General features: G+C 67.6%; 20 protein-coding genes. 11 read left to right on the top strand and 9 right to left on the bottom strand.

The features are described from left to right. Positions 1–77: 77 nt before the first annotated feature. The 3 genes from rsmA to SRAH_RS03530 are packed head-to-tail and all read right to left on the bottom strand — an operon-like array spanning position 78 to position 4,811. A complete protein-coding gene (gene rsmA / locus SRAH_RS03540) occupies positions 78–968 on the bottom strand; it encodes a 16S rRNA (adenine(1518)-N(6)/adenine(1519)-N(6))-dimethyltransferase RsmA (RefSeq protein WP_232840977.1) in 891 nt (296 codons plus the stop codon). 8 nt (positions 969–976) lie between these two features. After that, a complete protein-coding gene (locus tag SRAH_RS03535; RefSeq protein WP_052369072.1) occupies positions 977–2,386 on the bottom strand; it encodes a peptidylprolyl isomerase in 1,410 nt (469 codons plus the stop codon). Beyond that, on the bottom strand, positions 2,379–4,811 hold the full coding sequence (locus SRAH_RS03530; protein ID WP_232840976.1) for an LPS-assembly protein LptD: 2,433 nt from the start codon (positions 4,809–4,811) through the stop codon (positions 2,379–2,381). The genes SRAH_RS03535 and SRAH_RS03530 overlap by 8 nt, the downstream gene beginning before the upstream one ends. Positions 4,812–5,096: 285 nt before the next feature. Here SRAH_RS03530 and SRAH_RS03525 point away from each other — a divergent pair, with 285 nt between their 5' ends. Both SRAH_RS03525 and SRAH_RS03520 read left to right on the top strand, forming a co-directional pair. Beyond that, on the top strand, positions 5,097–6,206 hold the full coding sequence (locus tag SRAH_RS03525; RefSeq protein WP_029461973.1) for an aminoglycoside phosphotransferase family protein: 1,110 nt from the start codon (positions 5,097–5,099) through the stop codon (positions 6,204–6,206). Between the two features lie 24 nt (positions 6,207–6,230). Further along, a complete protein-coding gene (locus tag SRAH_RS03520; protein WP_029461972.1) occupies positions 6,231–6,974 on the top strand; it encodes a 16S rRNA (uracil(1498)-N(3))-methyltransferase in 744 nt (247 codons plus the stop codon). 119 nt (positions 6,975–7,093) lie between these two features. Here SRAH_RS03520 and SRAH_RS03515 read toward each other — a convergent pair whose 3' ends face one another. Next, positions 7,094–7,654, bottom strand: a complete 561-nt coding sequence (locus tag SRAH_RS03515) for a YaeQ family protein (protein ID WP_029461971.1) — start codon at positions 7,652–7,654, stop codon at positions 7,094–7,096. A 317-nt stretch (positions 7,655–7,971) separates the two neighbouring features. Between SRAH_RS03515 and SRAH_RS03510 the strand changes: the two genes are divergently transcribed. From SRAH_RS03510 to SRAH_RS03495, 4 genes are read left to right on the top strand one after another with little or no spacing between them, the layout of a single operon-like run. After that, complete coding sequence (locus SRAH_RS03510) at positions 7,972–9,108, top strand: Re/Si-specific NAD(P)(+) transhydrogenase subunit alpha (RefSeq protein ID WP_029461970.1); 1,137 nt, start codon at positions 7,972–7,974, stop codon at positions 9,106–9,108. A gap of 55 nt (positions 9,109–9,163) precedes the next feature. Then, a complete protein-coding gene (locus SRAH_RS03505; protein WP_029461969.1) occupies positions 9,164–9,490 on the top strand; it encodes an NAD(P) transhydrogenase subunit alpha part 2 in 327 nt (108 codons plus the stop codon). Next, positions 9,487–10,920, top strand: coding sequence for an NAD(P)(+) transhydrogenase (Re/Si-specific) subunit beta (locus SRAH_RS03500; RefSeq protein WP_029461968.1), 1,434 nt, complete (start codon positions 9,487–9,489; stop codon positions 10,918–10,920). The genes SRAH_RS03505 and SRAH_RS03500 overlap by 4 nt, the downstream gene beginning before the upstream one ends. Positions 10,921–10,924: 4 nt before the next feature. After that, on the top strand, positions 10,925–11,272 hold the full coding sequence (locus SRAH_RS03495; protein WP_045476059.1) for a YgiW/YdeI family stress tolerance OB fold protein: 348 nt from the start codon (positions 10,925–10,927) through the stop codon (positions 11,270–11,272). Positions 11,273–11,347: 75 nt separating this feature from the next. Here the strand turns inward: SRAH_RS03495 and SRAH_RS03490 are convergent, their stop codons facing one another. Continuing rightward, the gene (locus SRAH_RS03490) at positions 11,348–11,683 is read right to left on the bottom strand and encodes a hypothetical protein (protein WP_029461966.1); all 336 of its coding nucleotides are present in this window, start codon (positions 11,681–11,683) and stop codon (positions 11,348–11,350) included. Positions 11,684–11,823: 140 nt separating this feature from the next. On the opposite strand from SRAH_RS03490, the gene SRAH_RS03485 reads away from it, so the two are divergent. Then, entirely contained in the window at positions 11,824–13,377 is a 1,554-nt protein-coding gene (locus SRAH_RS03485) for a helicase HerA-like domain-containing protein (RefSeq protein WP_029461965.1), read from the top strand. Positions 13,378–13,386: 9 nt separating this feature from the next. Here SRAH_RS03485 and SRAH_RS03480 read toward each other — a convergent pair whose 3' ends face one another. The 3 genes from SRAH_RS03480 to SRAH_RS03470 form a co-directional block, all read right to left on the bottom strand. Continuing rightward, positions 13,387–13,716: a BTH_I0359 family protein gene (locus SRAH_RS03480; RefSeq protein WP_029461964.1), complete on the bottom strand. Its 330-nt coding sequence runs from the start codon at positions 13,714–13,716 to the stop codon at positions 13,387–13,389. A 99-nt stretch (positions 13,717–13,815) separates the two neighbouring features. After that, positions 13,816–14,595 (bottom strand): DUF3108 domain-containing protein, encoded by a 780-nt coding sequence (locus SRAH_RS03475; protein ID WP_082210052.1) that lies wholly within the window; start codon positions 14,593–14,595, stop codon positions 13,816–13,818. A 6-nt stretch (positions 14,596–14,601) separates the two neighbouring features. Then, entirely contained in the window at positions 14,602–14,985 is a 384-nt protein-coding gene (locus tag SRAH_RS03470) for a TraR/DksA family transcriptional regulator (RefSeq protein ID WP_029461962.1), read from the bottom strand. 153 nt (positions 14,986–15,138) lie between these two features. Here SRAH_RS03470 and SRAH_RS03465 point away from each other — a divergent pair, with 153 nt between their 5' ends. Next, positions 15,139–15,915 carry a PhaM family polyhydroxyalkanoate granule multifunctional regulatory protein gene (locus tag SRAH_RS03465; protein ID WP_029461961.1) on the top strand — a complete coding sequence of 259 codons (777 nt, stop codon included), beginning with the start codon at positions 15,139–15,141 and terminating at the stop codon, positions 15,913–15,915. Here SRAH_RS03465 and tgt read toward each other — a convergent pair. After that, positions 15,821–17,017 carry a tRNA guanosine(34) transglycosylase Tgt gene (tgt, locus tag SRAH_RS03460; protein ID WP_029461960.1) on the bottom strand — a complete coding sequence of 399 codons (1,197 nt, stop codon included), beginning with the start codon at positions 17,015–17,017 and terminating at the stop codon, positions 15,821–15,823. The two genes, SRAH_RS03465 and tgt, sit on opposite strands and share 95 nt — an antisense overlap. A 232-nt stretch (positions 17,018–17,249) precedes the next feature. Here tgt and SRAH_RS03455 point away from each other — a divergent pair, with 232 nt between their 5' ends. The 3 genes from SRAH_RS03455 to SRAH_RS03445 form a co-directional block, all read left to right on the top strand. Next, positions 17,250–19,052: a PHA/PHB synthase family protein gene (locus SRAH_RS03455; RefSeq protein ID WP_029461959.1), complete on the top strand. Its 1,803-nt coding sequence runs from the start codon at positions 17,250–17,252 to the stop codon at positions 19,050–19,052. Further along, positions 19,042–19,476 carry a hypothetical protein gene (locus tag SRAH_RS03450; RefSeq protein ID WP_029461958.1) on the top strand — a complete coding sequence of 145 codons (435 nt, stop codon included), beginning with the start codon at positions 19,042–19,044 and terminating at the stop codon, positions 19,474–19,476. Before SRAH_RS03455 ends, SRAH_RS03450 begins: the two co-directional genes overlap by 11 nt. 52 nt (positions 19,477–19,528) lie before the next feature. Continuing rightward, positions 19,529–20,371 (top strand): bifunctional enoyl-CoA hydratase/phosphate acetyltransferase (locus SRAH_RS03445; protein WP_029461957.1); only part of this gene is annotated, 843 nt, incomplete at its 3' end.

Here is a 20,371-nt window from a genome sequence, read left to right as displayed (position 1 = left end):
CAAGAGCCGCAGCTCACCGACAAGCTGGTCGATGTCAGTCCGCAGGCGCTGCGCATGAGCAGCCCCTTCAACGCCGGTTACTGGCTTTCGGCAGCCTGAGTCGGCGGCTGTGCGGCTGGCGCGGTGCCTGCTAGGGCCTGCGCCAGCGCCACGTACTCGGCCACGGGCACTTCTTCGGCCCGGCGCTGCAGGTCGAAGTGCCCAGCGTAGCCTTGCTCGGTCAGCCAGCGCCCTAGGCTGTGGCGCAGCAGCTTGCGCCGTTGCGAAAACGCCACCCGCACCGTGTCTTCTAGCGTTGGCCAATGCAGCGCGGCGGCTTGCGCGTGCGGCACCATGCGCACCACCGCGCTGTCGACGCGCGGCGGCGGTGTGAAGCTCTGTGGCGGCACGAACAGCACGTTTTCCATGGCGTAGCGCCACTGCAACACCACGCTCAGGCGGCCATATGCGGCGCTGCAGGGGGCGGCCACCATGCGCTCAATGACTTCCTTTTGCAGCATGAAGTGCTGGTCTTGCACCAGGTGGGCCCAGGGCAGCAGGTGAAACAAGATCGGGCTTGAGAGGTTGTAGGGCAGGTTGCCCACGATGCGCAGGCGCGCCGGCCCTGCACCGTCGGCATCGCCCATGGGCTCGGCCGCTGGGTCTGCCTGGGGCAGGAGCGAGGCAAAATCCACCCGCAGCACATCGGACTCGATCACCTGCAGTTGCGGGTGGGTGCGCAGGCGCTGGGCCAGATCGCGGTCCAGTTCGATCACCGTCAGGCGGCCCAGGCGTTCGACCAGCGGCTGCGTCAGGGCCGCCAGGCCAGGCCCGATTTCCACCACCCATTGGCCCGGACGCGGCGCAATGGCGCCCACCAAGGCCTCGACTATGGTTTGGTCAGACAGAAAATGCTGACCGAAGCGCTTGCGCGCCAAGTGGCCTTGGTGCAGCGCCGGGGCGCTGTGAGGGGGGCGGCGCGCGGACACCTGGGCCTTCAGCGTTCGCTCAGCCGCAGTTCGACGTAAGCCCGCCCGCGCAGTTCACGCGCCCATTCCTCGTAGGCCTGCTCGCTGCGTTGCTCGCGCAGGCGCGCGCGCACCCAGTTGCGCCGCTCCAGCGCGCTGGTTTCGACCTCGCGCCGCTGCACCACCTCGATCAGGTGCAGGCCAAAGCGCGAGCGCAGCGGTTGCGCCACTTCACCGGGAGCGAGCCGGTTCATGGTTTGCTCAAACTCGGGCACGAACTGGCCTGGGCTGGCCCAGCCCAAGTCACCGCCCTCGGGGGCGGAGCCATCTTGGCTGTGCTCGCGCGCCAAATCCTCGAAGCGCGCCGTGCCAGCCAGCAGGCGCGCGCGCCACTCGCTCAGGCGCTGCAGCGCGGCGGCCTCTTCGGCGGCGTTGGTCGGGCGCAGCAAGATGTGGCGCGCCCGCGTCTGCGTTAAGTGCGTGGGCGGCAGGTTGAGGTTGCGCTGCTCCAGCACCTGCAGCACATGAAAACCGGCCCCGCTGCGCAGCGGCCCCACCAGCGCCCCGCGCGGCTGTCCCCGCACCGCTTCGACGAACAGCGTGGGGTAGCGGTCGGCGCTGCGCAGGCCCATTTGGCCACCGGCGCCGCGCTCGGGGCCATCGGAGTGCTGGCGCGCCAAGGCCGCGAAGTCTTCGCCAGCGCGGGCGCGGCGCAGCAAGTCAGCGGCCCGGGCTTGGCGCTCGGCCACCGTGGCGGCGTCGGCGCCCTCGGGCAGGGCGATCACGATTTGAGCCAGGTGCAGCGCCGTTTGTGCCGCAGCCACCGCACTGCTGTGTTGGCGCAGGTAGGCGTCAATTTCGAGTTCGGTGATGCGCACCCGTGCCGCCACTTCGCGCTCGCGCACGCGCAGCAGCAGCAGCTCATTTTCTAGGTTGGCGCGAAAGCCGCTCAGGCTCAAGCCGTCGGCTTGCAGGCGCTGGTGCAGTTGCGCCACCGTGACGCCGTTTTGCCGCGCCACCGTGGCCTCGGCTTCGGCCAGCGCGGCGGCGTCGATGACGATGCCGGACGCGCGCGCCCACTGAGTCTGGGTGCGCTCGATGATCAGCGCCTCCAGCAGCTGGCGCTCCAGCTCTGCCGCCGGCGGCAGGTTGGCCCCTTGGGTGGCCTGCACCCGCTCGATGCGGGTGCGCAGCTCGCGCTCGGTGATCGGCTCCGAGTTGACCAAGGCCACGATGCGATTGAGGTCGCGCACCGGCACGGCGCTGGGCGGCGCTGCCGACCGGGCCGCAGCGGGCGCCGCCTGCGGCGCGGTGACGGCTTGGGCTGGCCTTTGCAGTTGCGCGTGGGCGGTGCCTGCCCACAGGCAGCCAGCCAAGGCCCACAGCAGCAGAGGCAAGGGTGCCGGGCGTGCCCGCAGGCTTGAGGGGAGGTTATTCATGGCGCTGGAAACGGCTGGGCGGGTTGATTTCTTCACGCAGGAACTGGTAGCGCGGGATGTTGTCGCGCAGCACCTGCAAGGGGTTGGAGCCAATGCGCGAAAAGCCAGCGAACTCGAGCTGGAACAAGATGCGCTGGTTGGCTTGGGTGCGGCTTTGTTGCAGCCGCTCGATCACGATGCGGCCGATCCAGCAGCCCGCATCGTACTCGAAACCGGCGATCAGATCGACGATGCGGCGTTCGGTGAAGCTGTAGTTGATCCGGCCCACACTGTACCAGTGCCCCGGACCGAGTCCACGCCCTGGCCCCAGGGCCGGGACGGCTGGGCCGCGCAGCAAATCGCTCAGCGGCCACTGCCAGCCAAAGTCGATCTGCTCGCTGGTGTCGCGCTGCAAGCGGTAGGCCACGTTGAAGACCCGGAAGTCGCCCGGGCTGTAGCGGGCGGCCAGCGTGGTGCGCTCGGTCTGCCCGAGCTCGGGGTTGTACTGCAAGGTGCCGTTGAAGGCCCACTGCGGGCTCCAGTTGAGGTTGCCGCTCAGCAGCACGTCGCTCAGTTGCTCGCGTATGGCTTGTTGTCCAGGCAGCACCACCTCTTGGTCGCGCAGCCGCACCCGCTGCGCCACGCTCAGGTTGGCCCATTCGGCGCCGGTGGCCGGGTCGAGCAAGCGCGTGGTGGCGCCCAGCGTGAGCGCGCTCAGGTCGGCAATGCGGTCGTGGCCGCCAAAGGGGTTGGCCGAAAAGATCGAGCTCAGGTTGAAGTCAAAGGCCGAGCTGTCGTAGACCGGCAGATAGCCTTGGCGGCGGTACGGGGTGTGCGCCAGCAACAGGCGCGGCTCCAGCGTTTGCAGCACCGCACGGCCAAAGTAGACCGCGTCGCGCTCCAGCACCAAGCCGGAGTCCAGGGTGAGGGTGGGCACCAGCACACTCGGATTGCGTTCACGCGCCCCGACTGGGCCCACGGCCTGCTCGAGTTGGTACTGGCGCGCGTGCAACTGCAGGCCCGGGCGCAGGTAGCCAGCCGGGCCTTGCCAGGTTTTGTCCACGTTGAGCACACCCAGCCAGCGCGTGCCATTGACGTCGGTGGGCTGGTTGAAGGCGCCGATCAGCGGCTGCCGGTCGGTGCGAAACTGCGTCACATCGGTCAGCAGCGACACACTCCAGCCTTCGGTGCCGGCCCAGCCGAAGGGGCCGCTGCGGTAGCTGGCCGACAGCGACGGCAGGCGGTCGTAGGGGGCCACGATGGGGGCGTCGCGGTCTTGCAGCGTCTGCCAGGTGTAGGCGCCGGCGCTGAAGGCCCAGTTGCCATGGCGGGCGCTCAATTCCAGGTCGTTGCGCAGCAGGCGCGAGGTGAGCGAGGTGCTGGTGCGCGGGAAGTCACGCCAGTAGTTGTCGTCGCTGACGCGGTTGAGGTCCAGCCTCAAGCTGGGCCCGCTCAGGCCAGCCAAGTCGGGCAGCAGGTGCTGGTGCTGCGCCGACAGGCCCCAGCGGTCGGCGTCGCGCAAGCGGTCGTCGGGCATGAAGGCGGCGCGCACCTGGCCGGCGTAACGCGGCTCTAGGTAGCGGTATTCCCCGGCCAAGTCGATCCCGCGCTCGCTCATCAGGGTCGGGAACAGGGTGGCGTCGCGGTTCGGGGCCAGGTTGAAGTAGTAGGGCAGGGTGAGCTCGACCCCGCTGACGTTGTCGAGGTTGAAGGTCGGCGCCAGCAAGCCCGATTTGCGCTGGTCCGACAGCGGAAAGCTGATCCATGGCGCGGCCAAGATAGGCAGACCCTGAAAATTGAGCACGGCCCCGGTGGCGGTGCCGGTGTCGGTTTCTTGGTCGAACACGATCCGGTTTGCGCTTAAGTACCAGTCGGGCTCCCAGTTGGCGTCGCGCGGGCGCGGGCAGGTGCTGTAGCGCACCTGGTGCGCCACGGTGCGGCCCGGCCCTTCAAAATCGATCCGGCCCGCTTCGCCATAGCCGCCGTGGCGCAACAATGAAAACCGGGGCGACTCGAAATGCCCTTGGCGGGTCTCGAGTTGCAAGCTCAGCGCCGGGCCTTCGAAAATGTCGCCCATGCGGTTGATGCGCACCTGGCCTTGGGCATGGGCGGTGTCGCTGGCGGGGTCGTAGCGCAGGGTGTCGGCGCGCAGCACGAGGTCGTGGCGGCGCAGTTCGGCCTGGCCCTCCAGCCGCACCTCCTGCCCGGCTTGCCCCGCCATGCGCTCGGCCGACAGCAGCAGCGCGGATTCGGCCAAGGCCGGCGCGCTCAGCCCCTCTTGCAGCCGCTCGCTCAATTGCAGCGCCAGCGCGTCCGGGCTGGGGGGCTGCGCCCAAGCCGGTGCCGCCATGCAAGCCAGCAGGCAAGCCTGCGCCCAGGCGCGCAGGCGCGCACCCACCGGGTGTTGCCCAGACCAGGCGGTCGGGTAGGAAACGGTTCGGCCCATAGGGCGCAGCATAGTGGGCATGTGGAGCAGGTTCGGGGCCACGCGGCCGAATCAGGCCGTCGCTAGCAGCCTGTCGGACTTGGGAATCGTCGGCTGCAAATCGACCGCAGCGGCCCATTTTTCACCGTCTTCTGGCCCCATAGCCGGGCTATGGGGCGGCGAATCCGGCGCAAACTGTGCTCGCTGGGGCCGATTTTCGCTTTCGACGCCCCAAGTCCGACAGGCTGCCAGGGGCTGCGTAGAATCAGCGGCGATTATCACCCACCCTGAGTGCCCCAAGCGACCATGACTTCTGCCCCCCTGTCCGTTGGCGAACCCATTTCTTGGAGCGACCCGGCGCGTGCCGCGGCCTTTGAGCGCTGGCTGGCCGAACAGGCCCGCGCGCACGGCCTGGTGCCCGCCAGCCTGCGCTTGGCTTCGGCCGATGCCAGCTTTAGGCGCTATTTGCGCCTCGACCGCCACGGCGGCGGCTGTGCAATCGTCATGGACGCCCCGCCGGCGCAGGAAGACTGCCGCCCCTTCGTGCAAGTGGCTGAGCTGCTGCGCGCGGCTGGGGTGCGCGTGCCCGAGGTGCTGGCTTGGCAGCCCGAGCTCGGCTTCATGCTGCTGAGCGACCTGGGCCAGCAGACCCTGCTTGAGGTGCTGGATGCGCAGCAGCCCGAGGCCGCGCTGCCCTACTTCAAAGACGCCATCGCCGCCCTGCTGGCCTGGCAGCAAGCCAGCCGGCCCGGCCAGCTGCCCGCCTACGACGCCGCCTTGCTGCGGCGCGAGCTGCAACTGTTCCCCGATTGGTACCTGGGGCGGCACAAAGGCTGGGCGCTCACGCCGGCGCAGACGCAGACGCTGGCGCAGACTTTCGATCTGATCGTGCAGCGCAACCTAGCGGCCCCGCAGGGCTTCGTACACCGCGACTACATGCCGCGCAACCTGATGCTGCCCCACGCCGGTTTCGACGCCCGCGAGCCGCAGCGCCGCCTGGGCGTGCTCGACTTCCAAGACGCCGTCTATGGCCCGCTCAGCTACGACATCGCCAGCCTGATGCGCGACGCCTTCCTGAGCTGGGACGAAGCCGTGGTGCTGGACGTGACGGTGCGCTACTGGGAGCAGGCGCGCCGCACCGGCTTGCTCGATTTCGAAGACTGGGGCAGCGACTTTGGCAGCTTTTACCGCGCGGTGGACTGGATGGCGCTGCAGCGGCACCTGAAAGTGGCGGGCATTTTTGCGCGCCTGACCTTGCGCGACGGCAAGCCCAAATACCTGGCCGATGCGCCGCGCTTTATCCACTACATCCGCAGCACCGCCTTGCGCTACCGCGAACTGACGCCGCTGCTGCGCCTGATTGACGAAATCGAAGGCTGGCAGGGGGCCAGCGGTTTCGCCTACGGCCGGGTCTGATTTTTTGCTCACCTTGCCAGCCCTATGCCGCGCATCCACCACCCCGAGCCGCTGCACGTCGGCCAAACGCTGGACCTGGGCGCAGCCGCCGTGCGCCACGTGCAGGTGCTGCGCCTGCAGCCGGGCGACACGCTGACGCTGTTTGGCGGCTTCGAGCACGGCGGCGAGTGCGTGGCCGAGGTGCTGCAAATGGGGCGCAACCAAGTGCAGGTGCAGGTGCAGGCGCTGCGCGAGGGTGGGCGCGAGCCGCAGCGGCCGGTGCATCTGGCGGTGGGCATGCCGGCCAACGAACGCATGGACTGGCTGGTCGAGAAGGCCACCGAACTCGGTGTGGCCAGCATCCAGCCGCTGCACACCGAGCGCAGCGTGCTGCGCCTGCAGGCCGAGCGCGCTGTTAAAAAAGTGGCGCACTGGCAGGCGGTGGCGGTGAGCGCTTGCGAGCAGTGCGGCGGCAACCGGGTGCCGCTGGTTCACCCGGTGCAATCGCTGCAGGCCTGGTTGCAGGCCTTGGGTGCTGCGCCGGGGCTGGATGCGCCCTGGCGCGCCGTGTTGTCGCTGGCGCCCGGCAGCCAGCCTTGGCCGGCCGCGCTGGCGCAGGTGCAGCCACCCACCCGGCCCCTGTGCCTGGTGCTGGGGCCTGAAGGGGGATTGGCGGCTGCCGAGGAGCAAGCCCTGCGGGCGCAGGGCTTTGCCCCGGTCAGCCTGGGCCCACGGGTGCTGCGCAGCGAAACGGCGGCGCTGGCGGCGCTGGCCTTGGCCTTGGGATAAATCGACCGAGCGCCCAGCGAGCCAGCGCCCAAGTCAGCAGCCAAGTCAGCAGCCAAGTCAGCAGCCGGGGCCAGCGAGCCTGCCCAGCCTGGCGCCGCCGCGCAGCGCGGGCGCCGCCCTCACTGCCAGCGCTGCGGCTCCAGCGCCACCGTGGCGCTGGCGCTCGAGAGCGTCAGCACCCCGTCGAGCAGCGTGGCTTGCAGCGCCATGCTGCGCTCGGTCAAGGCCGCCAGCGCCTGCATCTCGGCGCTGGGCAGGCGCCAGACCTGCAACCTGTCCAGCCGCGCCAGCGCCCCTTGCGCGCCCTGCCACCAGACCTCGGCCGCCGGCCCGTAGGCATAGACGCGCACCGCATCGGCCTGGTTGCAGGCTTTGGCAAGCGGTTTCGCCTCGGGTTGCCCCACTTCCACCCACAGCCGCTTGCGGCCGGTGAAGTCGCTCAGGTGCACGTCTGGGTCCTGCGGGTCCGACAAGCCCGCGCCAAAGGCCAGCGTGGCGTCGCCACCGCACCAGTCCTTGATCAGGTGCGCATTGAGCACCAGCGCCGCCAGCCGCGCCATCAGGCGCGCATCGGTCTCGCTTGGGTGCCGGGCCAGCGTCAGGGCGTGGTCGGCGTAGTAGCCGTGGTCGATGTCGGCGATTTGCAGGCTGGCTTTGAAAATGGTGGACTTGAGGGCCATGGCGTTTGGATTGATACCCGCTGGTGTATATTCGGCGTTGATCGGATTGGGGCTTTTCGCGCGGCTGCGCGGCGGCCAGCACCGCACCGGGGGTTCCAGCGCTGCCTGATGGGGCCTGATAGGGTTTCGATTATCGCGGCAAGCACGGCGCGGCGGGTGCCTCACTGGCGCGGTCGCGCTTCCCATGAAGCCCTGCCACGCTGGCGCAGCTTGCAACTTTGGTACATCTTCCTTGCGGCATAGGGGCCGAGGCGCACCAAAATGGCGGTAAGCTACGGGTAAGCACAAGTTTTTAATTCGAACCGCAGGAGTCACAGATGTTGATAGGTGTACCCGCCGAAAGCGCGGCAGGCGAGACCCGGGTGGCGGCCACGCCCGAGACGGTCAAAAAACTGGTGGCCCAGGGCCACACCCTGCGGGTGCAGTCCGGTGCGGGCCTTGCCGCCAGTTGCACCGACGCCGCCTACCAAGCCGCCGGGGCCGAGGTGGTCGAGGCGGCCGCCGCCTTGGCTTGCGCGCTGGTGCTCAAAGTGCGCAGCCCCTCGGCCGCCGAGCTGGCCCAGATGCAGCCCGGCAGCACCCTGGTCGGCATGCTCAACCCCTTCGACGCCGCTGGCCTGCAAGCCTTGGCGCAGGCCGGCCTGACCGCCTTTGCGCTCGAAGCGGCACCGCGCACCACGCGCGCCCAAAGCTTGGACGTGCTCTCATCGCAGGCCAATATTGCGGGCTACAAGGCGGTGCTGCTGGCGGCCAACCAATACCAGCGCCTGTTCCCCATGCTCATGACCGCAGCCGGCACCGTGAAAGCGGCGCGGGTCGTCATACTGGGCGTGGGCGTGGCCGGTTTGCAAGCCATTGCCACCGCCAAGCGCTTGGGCGCGGTGATCGAAGCCTCCGACGTGCGCCCGAGCGTGAAGGAGCAGGTCGAGTCGCTGGGGGCCAAGTTCATCGAGGTGCCCTACGAAACCGCCGAAGAAAAAGAGGCCGCCGAAGGCGTGGGCGGCTACGCCCGGCCCATGCCGCCCTCTTGGCTGGCGCGCCAGCAGGTCGAGGTGGCCAAGCGCGTGGCGCAGGCCGATGTGGTGATCTCCACCGCCCTGATTCCGGGCCGCCCGGCGCCGCAGCTCATCAGCGAGGCGATGGTGCAGAGCATGAAGCCGGGTTCGGTGATCGTCGATCTGGCCGCCGGCAAGGGCCCCGACGGCGTGGGCGGCAACTGCCCGCTCACCGAGGCCGGGCGCACGGTGCAAAAGCACGGCGTGTTCCTGATTGGCGAAACCAACGTGCCCGCGCTGGTGGCGGCCGACAGCTCGGCGCTGTACGCGCGCAACGTGCTCGACTTCCTCAAGCTGGTGCTGCCCAAAGACGCCACCTCTGTGCAAGTGCCGCTGGACGACGACATCGTCGCCGCCTGCCTCATGACCCAGGGCGGCGAAGTGCGGCGCAAGGCCTAAGGCCCTGCTGCACCCGCGTCGCACCCCCACACACCGCAAGCAAGGAACCTCCAAAATGGAAGCCGTCTCCCCCCTGGTCTTCAACCTCATCATCTTCGTGCTGGCGATCTACGTCGGCTACCACGTGGTCTGGAACGTCACGCCGGCGCTGCACACGCCGCTCATGGCCGTGACCAACGCCATTTCGGCCATCATCATCGTCGGGGCCATGCTGGCCGCTGCACTCACTGAAACCACCCTGGGCAAGGGCTTGGGCGTGCTGGCGGTGGCGCTGGCCGCGGTCAATGTGTTTGGCGGCTTTCTGGTCACGCGCCGAATGCTGGAAATGTTTAGGAAAAAAGAGCGCAAAGCCGGTGCGGCCGCGCAAGGGGAAGCCAAATGAGCATGGATCTGGTCGTACTGCTGTACCTGGTGGCCTCGGTCTGCTTCATCCAGGCCCTCAAGGGTTTGAGCCACCCAACATCCTCCATCCGCGGCAACCTCTTTGGCATGACCGGGATGGGCATCGCCATCCTGACCACCGTCGGCCTGGTGCTGACCATGGCGCAGCAGATGCAGGTCAACGCCGCGCAGGGCTTGGGCTGGGTCTTGTTCGGTCTAGTGCTCGGCGGGGCCTTTGGCACCTATTTGGCCAAGCGCGTCGAGATGACCAAAATGCCCGAGCTGGTGGCTTTCATGCACAGCATGGTCGGCTTGGCGGCGGTGTGCATCGCCATCGCAGCGGTGGCCGAGCCCTGGGCCTTTGGCATCGCCGAGCGCGGCGGCGACATCCCCTTTGGCAACAAGCTGGAGCTGTTCCTGGGGTCGGCCATCGGGGCCATCACCTTCAGCGGCTCCGTGATCGCCTACGGCAAGCTTAGCGGCAAGTACAAGTTCCGCCTGTTCCAGGGCGCGCCAGTCACGTTTGCCGGGCAGCACAAGATCAACCTGGTGCTGGGGATCGCGATTGTGGCGCTGGGCCTGTACTTTGCCTTCACCGGCAACTGGACCGCCTTCATCGTGCTCACCGCCTTGGCCTTCGTGATCGGGGTGCTGATCATCATCCCTATCGGCGGGGCCGACATGCCGGTGGTGGTCTCGATGCTCAACAGCTACTCGGGTTGGGCCGCGGCCGGCATCGGCTTTGGGCTCAACAACAGCATGTTGATCATCGCGGGCTCGCTGGTGGGCTCCTCGGGCGCGATCCTGAGCTACATCATGTGCAAGGCCATGAACCGCAGCTTCATCAGCGTGATTCTGGGCGGCTTTGGTGGCGAAGAGGGCGTGGTGGCCGCCGGTGCGGCGCAGCGTCCGGTCAAGAGCGGCAGCGCCGACGACGCCGCCTTCATCCTGGGCAACGCCGAAACCGTGATCATCGTCCCCGGCTACGGGCTGGCGGTGGCGCGCGCGCAGCACGCGGTCAAAGAGCTGGCGCACAAGCTGGCCGACAAGGGCATCAAGGTCAAATACGCCATCCACCCGGTGGCCGGGCGCATGCCAGGCCACATGAACGTGCTGCTGGCCGAGGCCGAAGTGCCCTACGACCAGGTGTTCGAGATGGAAGAGATCAACGGCGAATTCGGCCAAGCCGACGTGGCCATCATCCTCGGGGCCAACGACGTGGTCAACCCGGCGGCGTTGCAAAAAGGCAGCGCGATCTACGGCATGCCGATTTTGGAAGCCTACAAGGCCAAGACCATCATCGTCAACAAGCGCAGCATGGCCGCCGGTTACGCCGGGCTGGACAACGACCTGTTCTACATGGACAAAACCCTGATGGTCTTTGGCGACGCCAAGAAGGTGGTCGAAGAGATGGTCAAGGCCGTGGAGTAAAGCAATGCCGCTCCGCCACCTTCTGTGCGCCGCGCTGCTGGGCGCGTTCATGTCCCACGCCAGCGCCCAGTTCACCGGCCCCAGTGTGGCTGGCCCCGCCAGCACGGTTCAGCAAGCCCAGCAAGCGCGGCTGGGCAGCTACCTCACCCTCACCGGCCACATCGTGGCGCACCAGCGCGAAGACTACTACCTGTTTCGCGACGCCAGTGGCGAGCTGCGGGTCGAGATCGAGCCCGAGGTTTGGCAGGGCCGTCGCATCGGCCCCGAACACCTGGTGCGCCTGCACGGCGAGATCGACCAAGGTCTGCGCGGGCGCTACCTGTGGGTGAAAACGCTGCAGCCCGTCAACTGAGCTTGCCCCCGAGCGCAGCAGGCTCAGGGGTGGGCGCAGTGCGGGCGCTGCGGCTGGGCCGCCCAGCGGCCCAGATCAATCCAGGTGTTCCGGGCGCGCCACGATGTCGCGCTTGGACACATCGACCTTCCAGTAGGTGTAGGTGTCGCCGTCTTCATCGACCAGCCGGATGTCGAAAATCGGGCTGCGGTAGCCGGTGAGCGTGACGCGCTGGGTGGCGCCCTTGGCCAGCACCTTGTTGCCCAGCACGTCTGCTTCCCAGCTCGAAGACTCGGCCGGGCTGACGTAGATGTGGGTGATCACAAAGCCGGTGCGGTTTGTGATGTCCACGTAGTAGCTTTGCGCCAGCGCATGGCCAGCCAGCCAGAAAGCGCTCAGGGCCACCAAGAGGAATTTAAGGTAGGTTTTCATAGCGTGTACTCCAAACGGATCGGCCGCCGAAAGGCAGCGCCCCCGATCGGAACTCTACGCCGGCTGCGCGCCGGCGTCAAGCAGGCCCCGGCCTCAGCCCCATCCCCTAGAATCCTTCCACCTACAACTGCGAGATCGCCATGCCGCAACCCCTGTTGATCGCCCGCAACGCCCACACCGAGTGCTTCTTGCTGCCGGGCTTGGCGAACCGCCACGGCCTCATCACCGGGGCCACCGGCACCGGCAAAACGGTCACGCTGCAAAGCCTGGCCGAGCAGTTTTCGCGCATCGGGGTGCCGGTGTTCATGGCCGACGTCAAGGGCGACCTGGGCGGCATCAGCCAGCCGGGGCAGGTGGGCGAAAAACTGGCCAAGGTGCTGGCCGAGCGCGGCGTGGCCTTGCCCGAACCGCTGGCTTGCCCGACCACCTTCTGGGATGTGTTTGGCGAGCAGGGGCACCCGGTGCGCGCCACCGTGAGCGACATGGGGCCGCTGCTGCTGGCGCGCATGCTCGACCTCAACGAGACCCAGGCCGGGGTGCTCAACCTGGTGTTCAAAATCGCCGACGACCAAGGCCTGCTGCTGCTCGACCTCAAAGACCTGCGCGCCATGCTGCAACACGTGGGCGAGAACGCGCGCCAGTTCACCACCGAATACGGCAACGTCAGCGCCGCCAGTGTGGGCGCGATCCAGCGCGGGCTGCTGCAAATCGGCGAGCAAGGCGGCGAGCAATTCTTTGGCGAACCCATGCTCGATTTGTCTGACTTTATGCAGACGGTGGGCGGCCAAGGCGTGATCAACATTCTGGCGGCGGACCGGTTGCTCAACGCGCCACGCCTCTACGCCACGTTTTTGCTCTGGATGCTGTCGGAGCTGTTTGAGCAGCTGCCCGAGATCGGCGACCCCGAAAAACCCAAGCTGGTGTTCTTTTTCGACGAGGCGCACCTGCTCTTCAAAGACGCGCCCAAGGTGCTGATCGAGCGCATCGAATTGGTGGTGCGGCTGGTGCGCTCCAAGGGTGTGGGGGTGTATTTCGTGACCCAAAACCCGCTCGACATCCCGGATGCGGTGCTGGGCCAGCTGGGCAACCGCATCCAGCACGCGCTGCGCGCCTTCACCCCGCGCGATCAAAAAGCGGTGCGTGCCACCGCCCAGACCATGCGCCCCAAAGAGGGGCTGGACATCGAAGCCGCCATCACCGAGCTGGCGGTGGGCGAGGCGCTGGTGAGCCTGCTCGACGCCAAGGGGCGCCCCTGCCCCACCGAGCGCGCCTACGTGCTGCCGCCGGGCAGCCAGCTCGGACCGATTGCGCCGGCGCAGCGCCAAGCCTTGATGCAAAACTCACTGGTGGCTGGCGTTTATGAAAAAGTGCTGGACCGCGAAAGCGCGTACGAGTTGCTGCGCCAGCACGCGCAGGCGGCGGCAACTGGCGCGCCTGTGGCTGCAAACAACCCAGCCGCGGCGTCTGCGGGCGGCCGAGTTGCTGCAGCGCGGCCGGGTGCTGCAACAAATGCGGGCGTCGGTGGGTTTTTGCAGGAGGCCTTGCTCGGCCGCACTGGGCCACGCGGGGGGCAGACCAATGGACTGTTGCAGAACGTGGCGCAGACCGCAGTGCGCGCGGTGGCCAGTTCGGTGGGCCGGCAACTGGTGCGCGGCGTGCTGGGCGGCTTGCTCGGCGGCGGTCGGCGGCGCTAGCGCCAGCCCTCAGTGCACCGCCACCGGCGTCTGGGCCAAGGTGGCGTAACCTTCCAGCGTGTCTTCCACTTCCTCTTGCGTGGGGGTGTCGCGCTGCCACGTGTGAATCTGCTGCTGGAACAGCTCGGCCCACGAGCCGTCCAGGTACACCTCTTTGCCAGAGCGCTTGTCCACAATCTCAAAGCCGTGGCGCGGCATCTGGTGCGTGGCGGGGGCGCTGTCGGCCCCGGCCGTTTGCCCATCATGACCCGGTAGTGCGCGCACCGGCGACCGCACCGCATCGGCGTGCGCCAAAATGTGGACTACCACAAAGGTGTCGGAGTCGTAGAGGGTTTGCATAGCTGTACTGTGCGCCGAATCAGGAAACCTTGCAAGGCCACGGGTTGCGGCCGTGTACGCAGCTTCCCTGTGCATTAGATGGGGCTGTAGGGCCTTGGTTCAAGCCGTGGGCAGTCGCAGCAGGCGCTGGTCGGCCCAATCGCCGTCGGGTTCTTGCAACAAGATGCGCACCGGCAGGTAATGCACCGCTTCGGCCAGCCACAGGCTCAGGCGCGAGTCGTCGGGCTGCGCGTTGTGGCGTTCCAAGCGCCAAGCCGACAAGGGGCCGGCCGGGGTTTCGATGGTTTCCAGCGCCCGCAGGCGCAGCGTCCAAGGCTGCACCCCAGAGGGGCCCAGCACGGGCACGCTCCACACCGCATCCAGCACCGGCGTCTGGCGCTGCAGCCGGCGCGCGAGTTCGAAAAACAAGCTGAGCCGGTCTTGGGTGCCGGTTTGCAGGGGGCCAACGCGCTCGGCCTCAGAGTCGCGCTGGTGGCGATAGCGCAGCGCGGTCCAGTCGAGCTCGTAGCGGCGCGTGCGCCGGGTTTGGTCGCTGAACTCGGTCGGTTGCAGGCCATCGGGCAGCAGCCGACCGCGCGAACGCTGGGTGCGCCCTCCCACCAAGGGCAAGCGCATCGCCAAGCTGGCTTCGTACTGGCCGCTGCGCATGAGCCACTGCAGTTGGCCACTGGCACGCACCGGCATGCCGCTGATGCGCGCGCTCACGTCGTAGTCGAGCGCCAACCGGTCCGGCCCCGCAAAGGCCCCGCGATGGCCTGTGGGGGTGGCTGGGTTGCTGTGCGCCACACCGCTCCACGCGCCGCCCCAAGCCAACGCCGCCACCAGGCATTGGCGTCGGGTAGTCAGGCCGGCGGGGCGGAGGGCGGGGTGGGTTTGCACGGCGCGTTACATCGAAGGGTGGGTCTCGCCACGGGCCTGCTCAAGCTGGCTTTGGCAGGCCACGCAGCGTTCAGCGGTCGGGTTGGCGTGCAGGCGTGCGGTTGGAATATCGACCCCGCAGGCGGTGCACAGACCGTAGCTGCCGGCCGCGATGCGCTTGAGCGCGGCGTCGATGGCGGTCAGGGCCTCGGTCTCGCGCACGTCGATCGACATGGCCAGATCGCGCTCGGCCTCGTTTTGCGCCCGGTCGCCGCTTTGCACATCGTGCCGGTCTTGCGCCGCTTCGGCGCGGCCGATCTTGCCGCCGCGCTGGGCACGCAGCTGCGCAATCACCTCGGTGCGCATGTGCTGCAACTGCAGCGCGAAGGTGTCGGAAATGTTTTGGCTCATGGGTCGATCTCCTGCTTGTTGGACTTTATTGTGAGGCAAAACGCGGCACAACGGCCTTGATCCCGATCAATCTCTGGCGCCAGACGGGCCGGGGTCCACACGAAGGCACCCAACTGTGGCATGCTGCAGGCTGGCCAACACGAGGAGCACCCCATGACGCAACCGGAAGCCTTTGAATTTGCCCGCAGCCTGCCGGGTTTTGAGTTTTTGAGCAATCTGGGCCGCCAAAGTGCCGCCAGTGCCACGGGTTTGGGTGCCGGCGCTGGTGCGGTGCCAGGCATGCCGCCTATGAATCACTGGATTGCCCCGGTGTTCGACCCCGAGGAGCTCGACAAGCGCATCCAAGACTTGCGCACGGTGCATTTCTGGCTCGACCAAAACACCAAGGCGCTGGCGGCCACCATCCAGGCGCTGGAGCTGCAAAAAATGACGCTGCTCACGCTCAAAAGCATGAATGTGAGCATGCAGGAAATGGCCGAGGCCTTCACGGTCAAGCCGCCCGCGCCCGAAGCCCCGGCAAGCGCCACCCCGGCAAGCGCAGCCCGCACCAGTGAACGGGAGGCATCCGCAGCGCAGCGCCAGCCGGAGGGCAGCCCCGCCCCAGCGGCGGGGGCAGCCGAGGCCGCGCCCCCCGCCGTCGATCCCATGCAGTGGTGGAGCGCCCTCACTGAGCAGTTCCAAACCATCGCCAACGAGGCCTTGCGCGATATGTCCGAGCACGCCAGCCGCGCCGCCGAGCAAATGGCGCACAGCGTGCAAGCCGGCACCGAGGCCATGGCCAGCGCACAAGCGGCCGTGGCTGCGGCACCGGCCAGCGCCGAGGCCGCGCCCGCAGCTACACCCCGCGCGAGCGATCCGCCGCAAAGCGCAAGCGCCAAGCCGCAAAAGCGCCGCCCTCCAGCGCCGCGCGCACCTCGCGCATCAAGTTGAGGTAGTAGTGCAGGTTGTGGATGCTGGCCAGCATCGGGGCCAGCATTTCGCCGCAGCGCTCCAGGTGGTGCAAATAGGCGCGTGAAAAGCCCCCGCGCCCGCCTTGTTCCCAGCTCAGGCCCTCGGGCCCGGCGCAGGCGCTGCAGGTGCAAGAGGGGTCGATCGGTTGCGGGTCATGCCGGTGCCGGGCGTTGCGGATTTTCAGGTCGCCATAGCGCGTGAACAGGGTGCCGTTGCGTGCGTTGCGGGTGGGCATCACGCAGTCGAACATATCCACCCCGTCGGCCACGCCCTGCACCAAATCTTCGGGTGTGCCCACCCCCATCAGGTAGCGCGGCTTGTGCGCCGGCAGCCGGTGCGGCGTGTGGGCCATGATCTGACGCATCAGCTCCTTGGGCTCGCCCACGCTCACGCCGCCGATGGCGTAGCCGGGTAAATCCAGATCCACCAGCGCCTGCAAAGATTCGTGCCGCAGGTGCTCAAACATCCCGCCTTGCACAATGCCAAACAGGGCGTTCGGGTTTTGCAGGCGCTCGAACTCGGCCTTCGAGCGCCGCGCCCAGCGCAGGCTCAGCTCCATGCTGGCGCGCGCTTCGGCTTCGGTTGTGATGTGGCCGCTGCCATCCTTGCCTGCGCCCTCACCCTGCCAGTAGGGCGTGCATTCGTCAAACTGCATCGCAATGTCGCTGTCGAGCACGGTCTGGATCTGCATGCTCACCTCGGGCGAGAGGAACAGCTTGTCGCCATTGACCGGGCTGGCAAACTGCACCCCCTGCTCGCTGATCTTGCGCATCGCCCCCAGGCTCCAGACCTGGAAGCCACCCGAGTCGGTCAGAATGGGTGCGGGCCAGTTCTCAAAGCGGTGCAGGCCACCAAAAGTCTGCACCACCTCCAGCCCCGGGCGCAGCCAGAGGTGAAAGGTGTTGCCCAAAATAATCTGCGCCCCCATCTGCTGCAGGCTCTGCGGCAGCACCCCCTTGACGGTGCCGTAGGTGCCCACCGGCATGAAGATCGGGGTTTGCACCACACCGTGGCGCAGAGTTAGGCGGCCACGGCGCGCGTGGCTGGCGGGGTCGGAGGCGAGGCGTTCAAACTGCAGCATGGGCGCGATTGTCGCCCAGCCGCGCGAGCCATCGGCGCTGCAGGCGCTTGCAGCCCATGCATCAGGGCTGGCAGGTGGCAAATCCAGCCCCGCAGGCGCAGGCCTTATACAGGAAAATCGATAGTCGGTGCTAGGATAGGGTTATATTAGGAATCGGTGCCTGATCGGGCGCAGCCGCATCTCGCTGGCCTGCCCGTGGTTCACAGTCCCATCGCAGCAGGAGCGCATCGCCATGACCCAGTCCCCGCCCACGTTTGCCGTCCAGCCGCCACCCACCAAGCCGCATCGCCAGCTCGATCAGTGGGTGCAGTCGCGCCTGTCCGAGGCCGCCATGGGTTTGTCGCCCATTTCGCTGGCGCTGGCGCAGGCCGACTGGCTTTGGCACTTGGCGGCCGCGCCCGGCCGGCAGCTGGAGCTGGCGCAAAAAGCGCTGGAACTGAGCGCCCAGGCGCTGCGCAACAGCAGCGCCCACGAGCCCGCGCACGACGCCGACCCCCGCTTTGCCGAGCCCGAGTGGCAGCAGTGGCCCTTCAAGGCCTGGCGCGAAACTTTCAGGGTGCTCGACGACTGGTGGCGCGAGGCCGCACAAGTCGAGGGCATGAACCGGCACCACCAGCACCTGCTGGGGTTTTTTGCGCGCCAGGGCGTCGATGCCCTGGCCCCTTCCAACTGGCCCTTGAGCAACCCGGTGGTGCTCAAGTCCGGCTTGCAAAGCGGCGGCCAGACTTGGATCAAAGGCAGCCAGCAATTTTTACAAGATGCGGCAGCCATGCGGCGAGCCCAGCCCAGCACGCCGGCCGAAGATCTCGAGCCCTTGCCCTACCCGGTCGGCGAAAAGGTGGCGGTCACCCCAGGCCAGGTGATCTACCGCAACCGCCTGATCGAGGTCATCCAGTACCGGCCCAGCACGCCCGAGGTGCACCCCGAGCCGCTGCTCATCGTGCCCTCGTGCATCATGAAGTACTACATCCTGGACCTCTCGCCCGAGAACTCCTTGGTGCGCTACTTGGTGGCACAAGGTTTCACGGTCTGCATCATCTCGTGGCACAACCCGGACGCCAGCGACCGCGCGCTCGGGATGCAAGACTACCTGCGCTTGGGGGTGATGGAGGCGCTGGCGGCGGTGCAGCGCAGCACGGCTGCCGAGCGCGTGCACACCTTGGGCTACTGCCTCGGGGGCACTTTCTTGGCCATTGTCGCTGCCGCCCTGGGTCGGCGCCAGGCCGATCGCATCCTGCCCACGGGGCAACAGCGGCGCCGCGCCGACGCGCTCTACGACCAGTTGCCGGCGCTGGCCTCGGTCACGCTGCTGGCGGCGCAGACCGATTTCAGCGAACCCGGCGAACTCGGCGTGTTCATCGACGACGACCAGCTCCAGACCCTGCGCACCTCGATGGCGCGCACCGGCTATCTGTCGGGCAAGCAGATGGCGGGCTCGTTCCAGTTCCTCAACTCGCGCGACCTGATCTGGTCGCGCAACACCCGTCGCTACCTGCTGGGTCAGGACGAAATCGGCAACGACATGATGAGCTGGAACGCCGACGTGACGCGCCTGCCCGAGCGCATGCACTCAGAGTACCTGTCCTCGCTGTTTTTGAACAACGCCTTGGCAGCGGGGCACTACCGGGTCGAGGGCCGTGGCGTGGCGCTGGTGGACATCCAGGCCCCCTTGTTCGTGGTGGGCACCGTGCGCGACCACATTTCTCCGTGGCGCTCGGTCTATAAAATCCATCTGCTCACCGACACCCCCATCACCTTCGTGCTGGCTGCGGGCGGGCACAACGCCGGCATCGTCTCCGAGCCCGGGCGGCCCCGGCGCAGCTACCAGATTGCCACCACCGTGCCGGCCGATGGCTGGATCGAGCCCGATGCTTGGGCCGCCCAAGCCCCGTTGCTCGAAGGCTCTTGGTGGGAGGCTTATCGGGACTGGTTGCAGGCCCGCTCGGGCCCCAAGCAGGCGCCGCCTGTTATCCCGGCCGAGCTGCAGGTCTGCGAGGCCCCGGGTCTGTACGTCAAAGAGCGTTATGCGGACTGACGACGACCGCAAGCACCAGCGGGCCGAAGCGGCCTTCATGCTGCGCCGCGAAGACTCCCTGCGCGCCCTCAACCAGCGCATCGAGCGGCTGGCGCACGCGTTGCAGCTCGATCTCAAGCGCGAAGGCACCATCGATCGGCTCATCCGGCAGGTCAAAAACCCGTCCCCACCGAGCAACGCCGAGCCCTATACCGGGCCCGAGCGGCGTGCGCGCGCGCTGGATGGCACCGAGCGGCGGCGCAAAGACCTGCTGTTTTTCGAGCTGCGCGGCCTCGTGGTGTTGCGCTACGAGCTGGTCAGCGCCTACGCCAGCCAGTATGGGTCGCAAGCCATGATGCTGATGATCGAGAGCGTGGATTTGCACCTTGCACACATCGGCCCAGTGGCGGCTGCCGGTGCAGAGCGCGCCGTGTCATCGAATTGACGGTTTGCTCACCTATGCTGCCGATTGATTGCCCCAGCAACAAGCCAACCCCATGAACCCACCAATCCCATCGGCAGCCGACTGGCTCGAAAACCACACCTTCGACGAACTGTCGGTCGGCCAGAGCGCGCGCTTGCTGCGCACCCTGACGCTGCAAGACATCCAAGCCTTTGCCGCCGTCTCGGGCGACACCAACCCCACGCACCTCGACCCGCAGTACTCGGCCGACACCCGTTTGTACGGCGTGGTCGGGCACGGCATGTGGGGCGGGGCCCTCATATCGGCGCTGCTGGGGACCCAATTCCCAGGGCCAGGAACCATCTATCTGGAGCAGCAGCTCACCTTCTTGCACCCCGTGCATGTTGGCGACACGCTGGAGGTGCTGCTCACAGTCGCATCCAAAGACGAAGCAAAAAAGCGCGTCGAACTCGACTGCAGCGCCACCAACCAAAATGGCGTGCGGGTATTGCAAGGCGTGGCCCGGGTGCTGGCCCCCACGCAGAAGCTGCGCCTGCGGCGGCCCGATCTGCCGCGCCTGCAACTGTCCGACCCCGAGGCCCGGCTGCGCGAGCTGCTGGCGCGGGGCGCTGGACTGGAGCCCGCGCGCTGCGCGGTGGTGCACCCCTGCGATGCCGGCTCCCTGCAAGGGGCCCTCGATGCGGCGCAGGCCGGCTTGATCATCCCGGTGCTGATCGGGCCTGAGCAGCGCTTGCGGCGCGTGGCCGCCGAGGCCGGGCTGGATTTGTCGCCCTACCAAATCGTGGCGGCGGCGCACAGCCACGAAGCGGCCGAAATCGCCGCCCACATGGCGGTGCAGGGCGAAGTCGAAATGCTCATGAAAGGCAGCCTGCACACCGACGAGCTGATTGCTGCCGTGCTGCAGCGCAAAGAGCTG

The sequence above is a fragment of the Serpentinimonas barnesii genome (genome assembly GCF_000696225.1).
GTDB lineage: Bacteria > Pseudomonadota > Gammaproteobacteria > Burkholderiales > Burkholderiaceae_C > Serpentinimonas > Serpentinimonas barnesii.
Note: the sequence above shows the minus strand (reverse complement) of the source record. Positions and strands in the feature narration are given on the sequence as shown.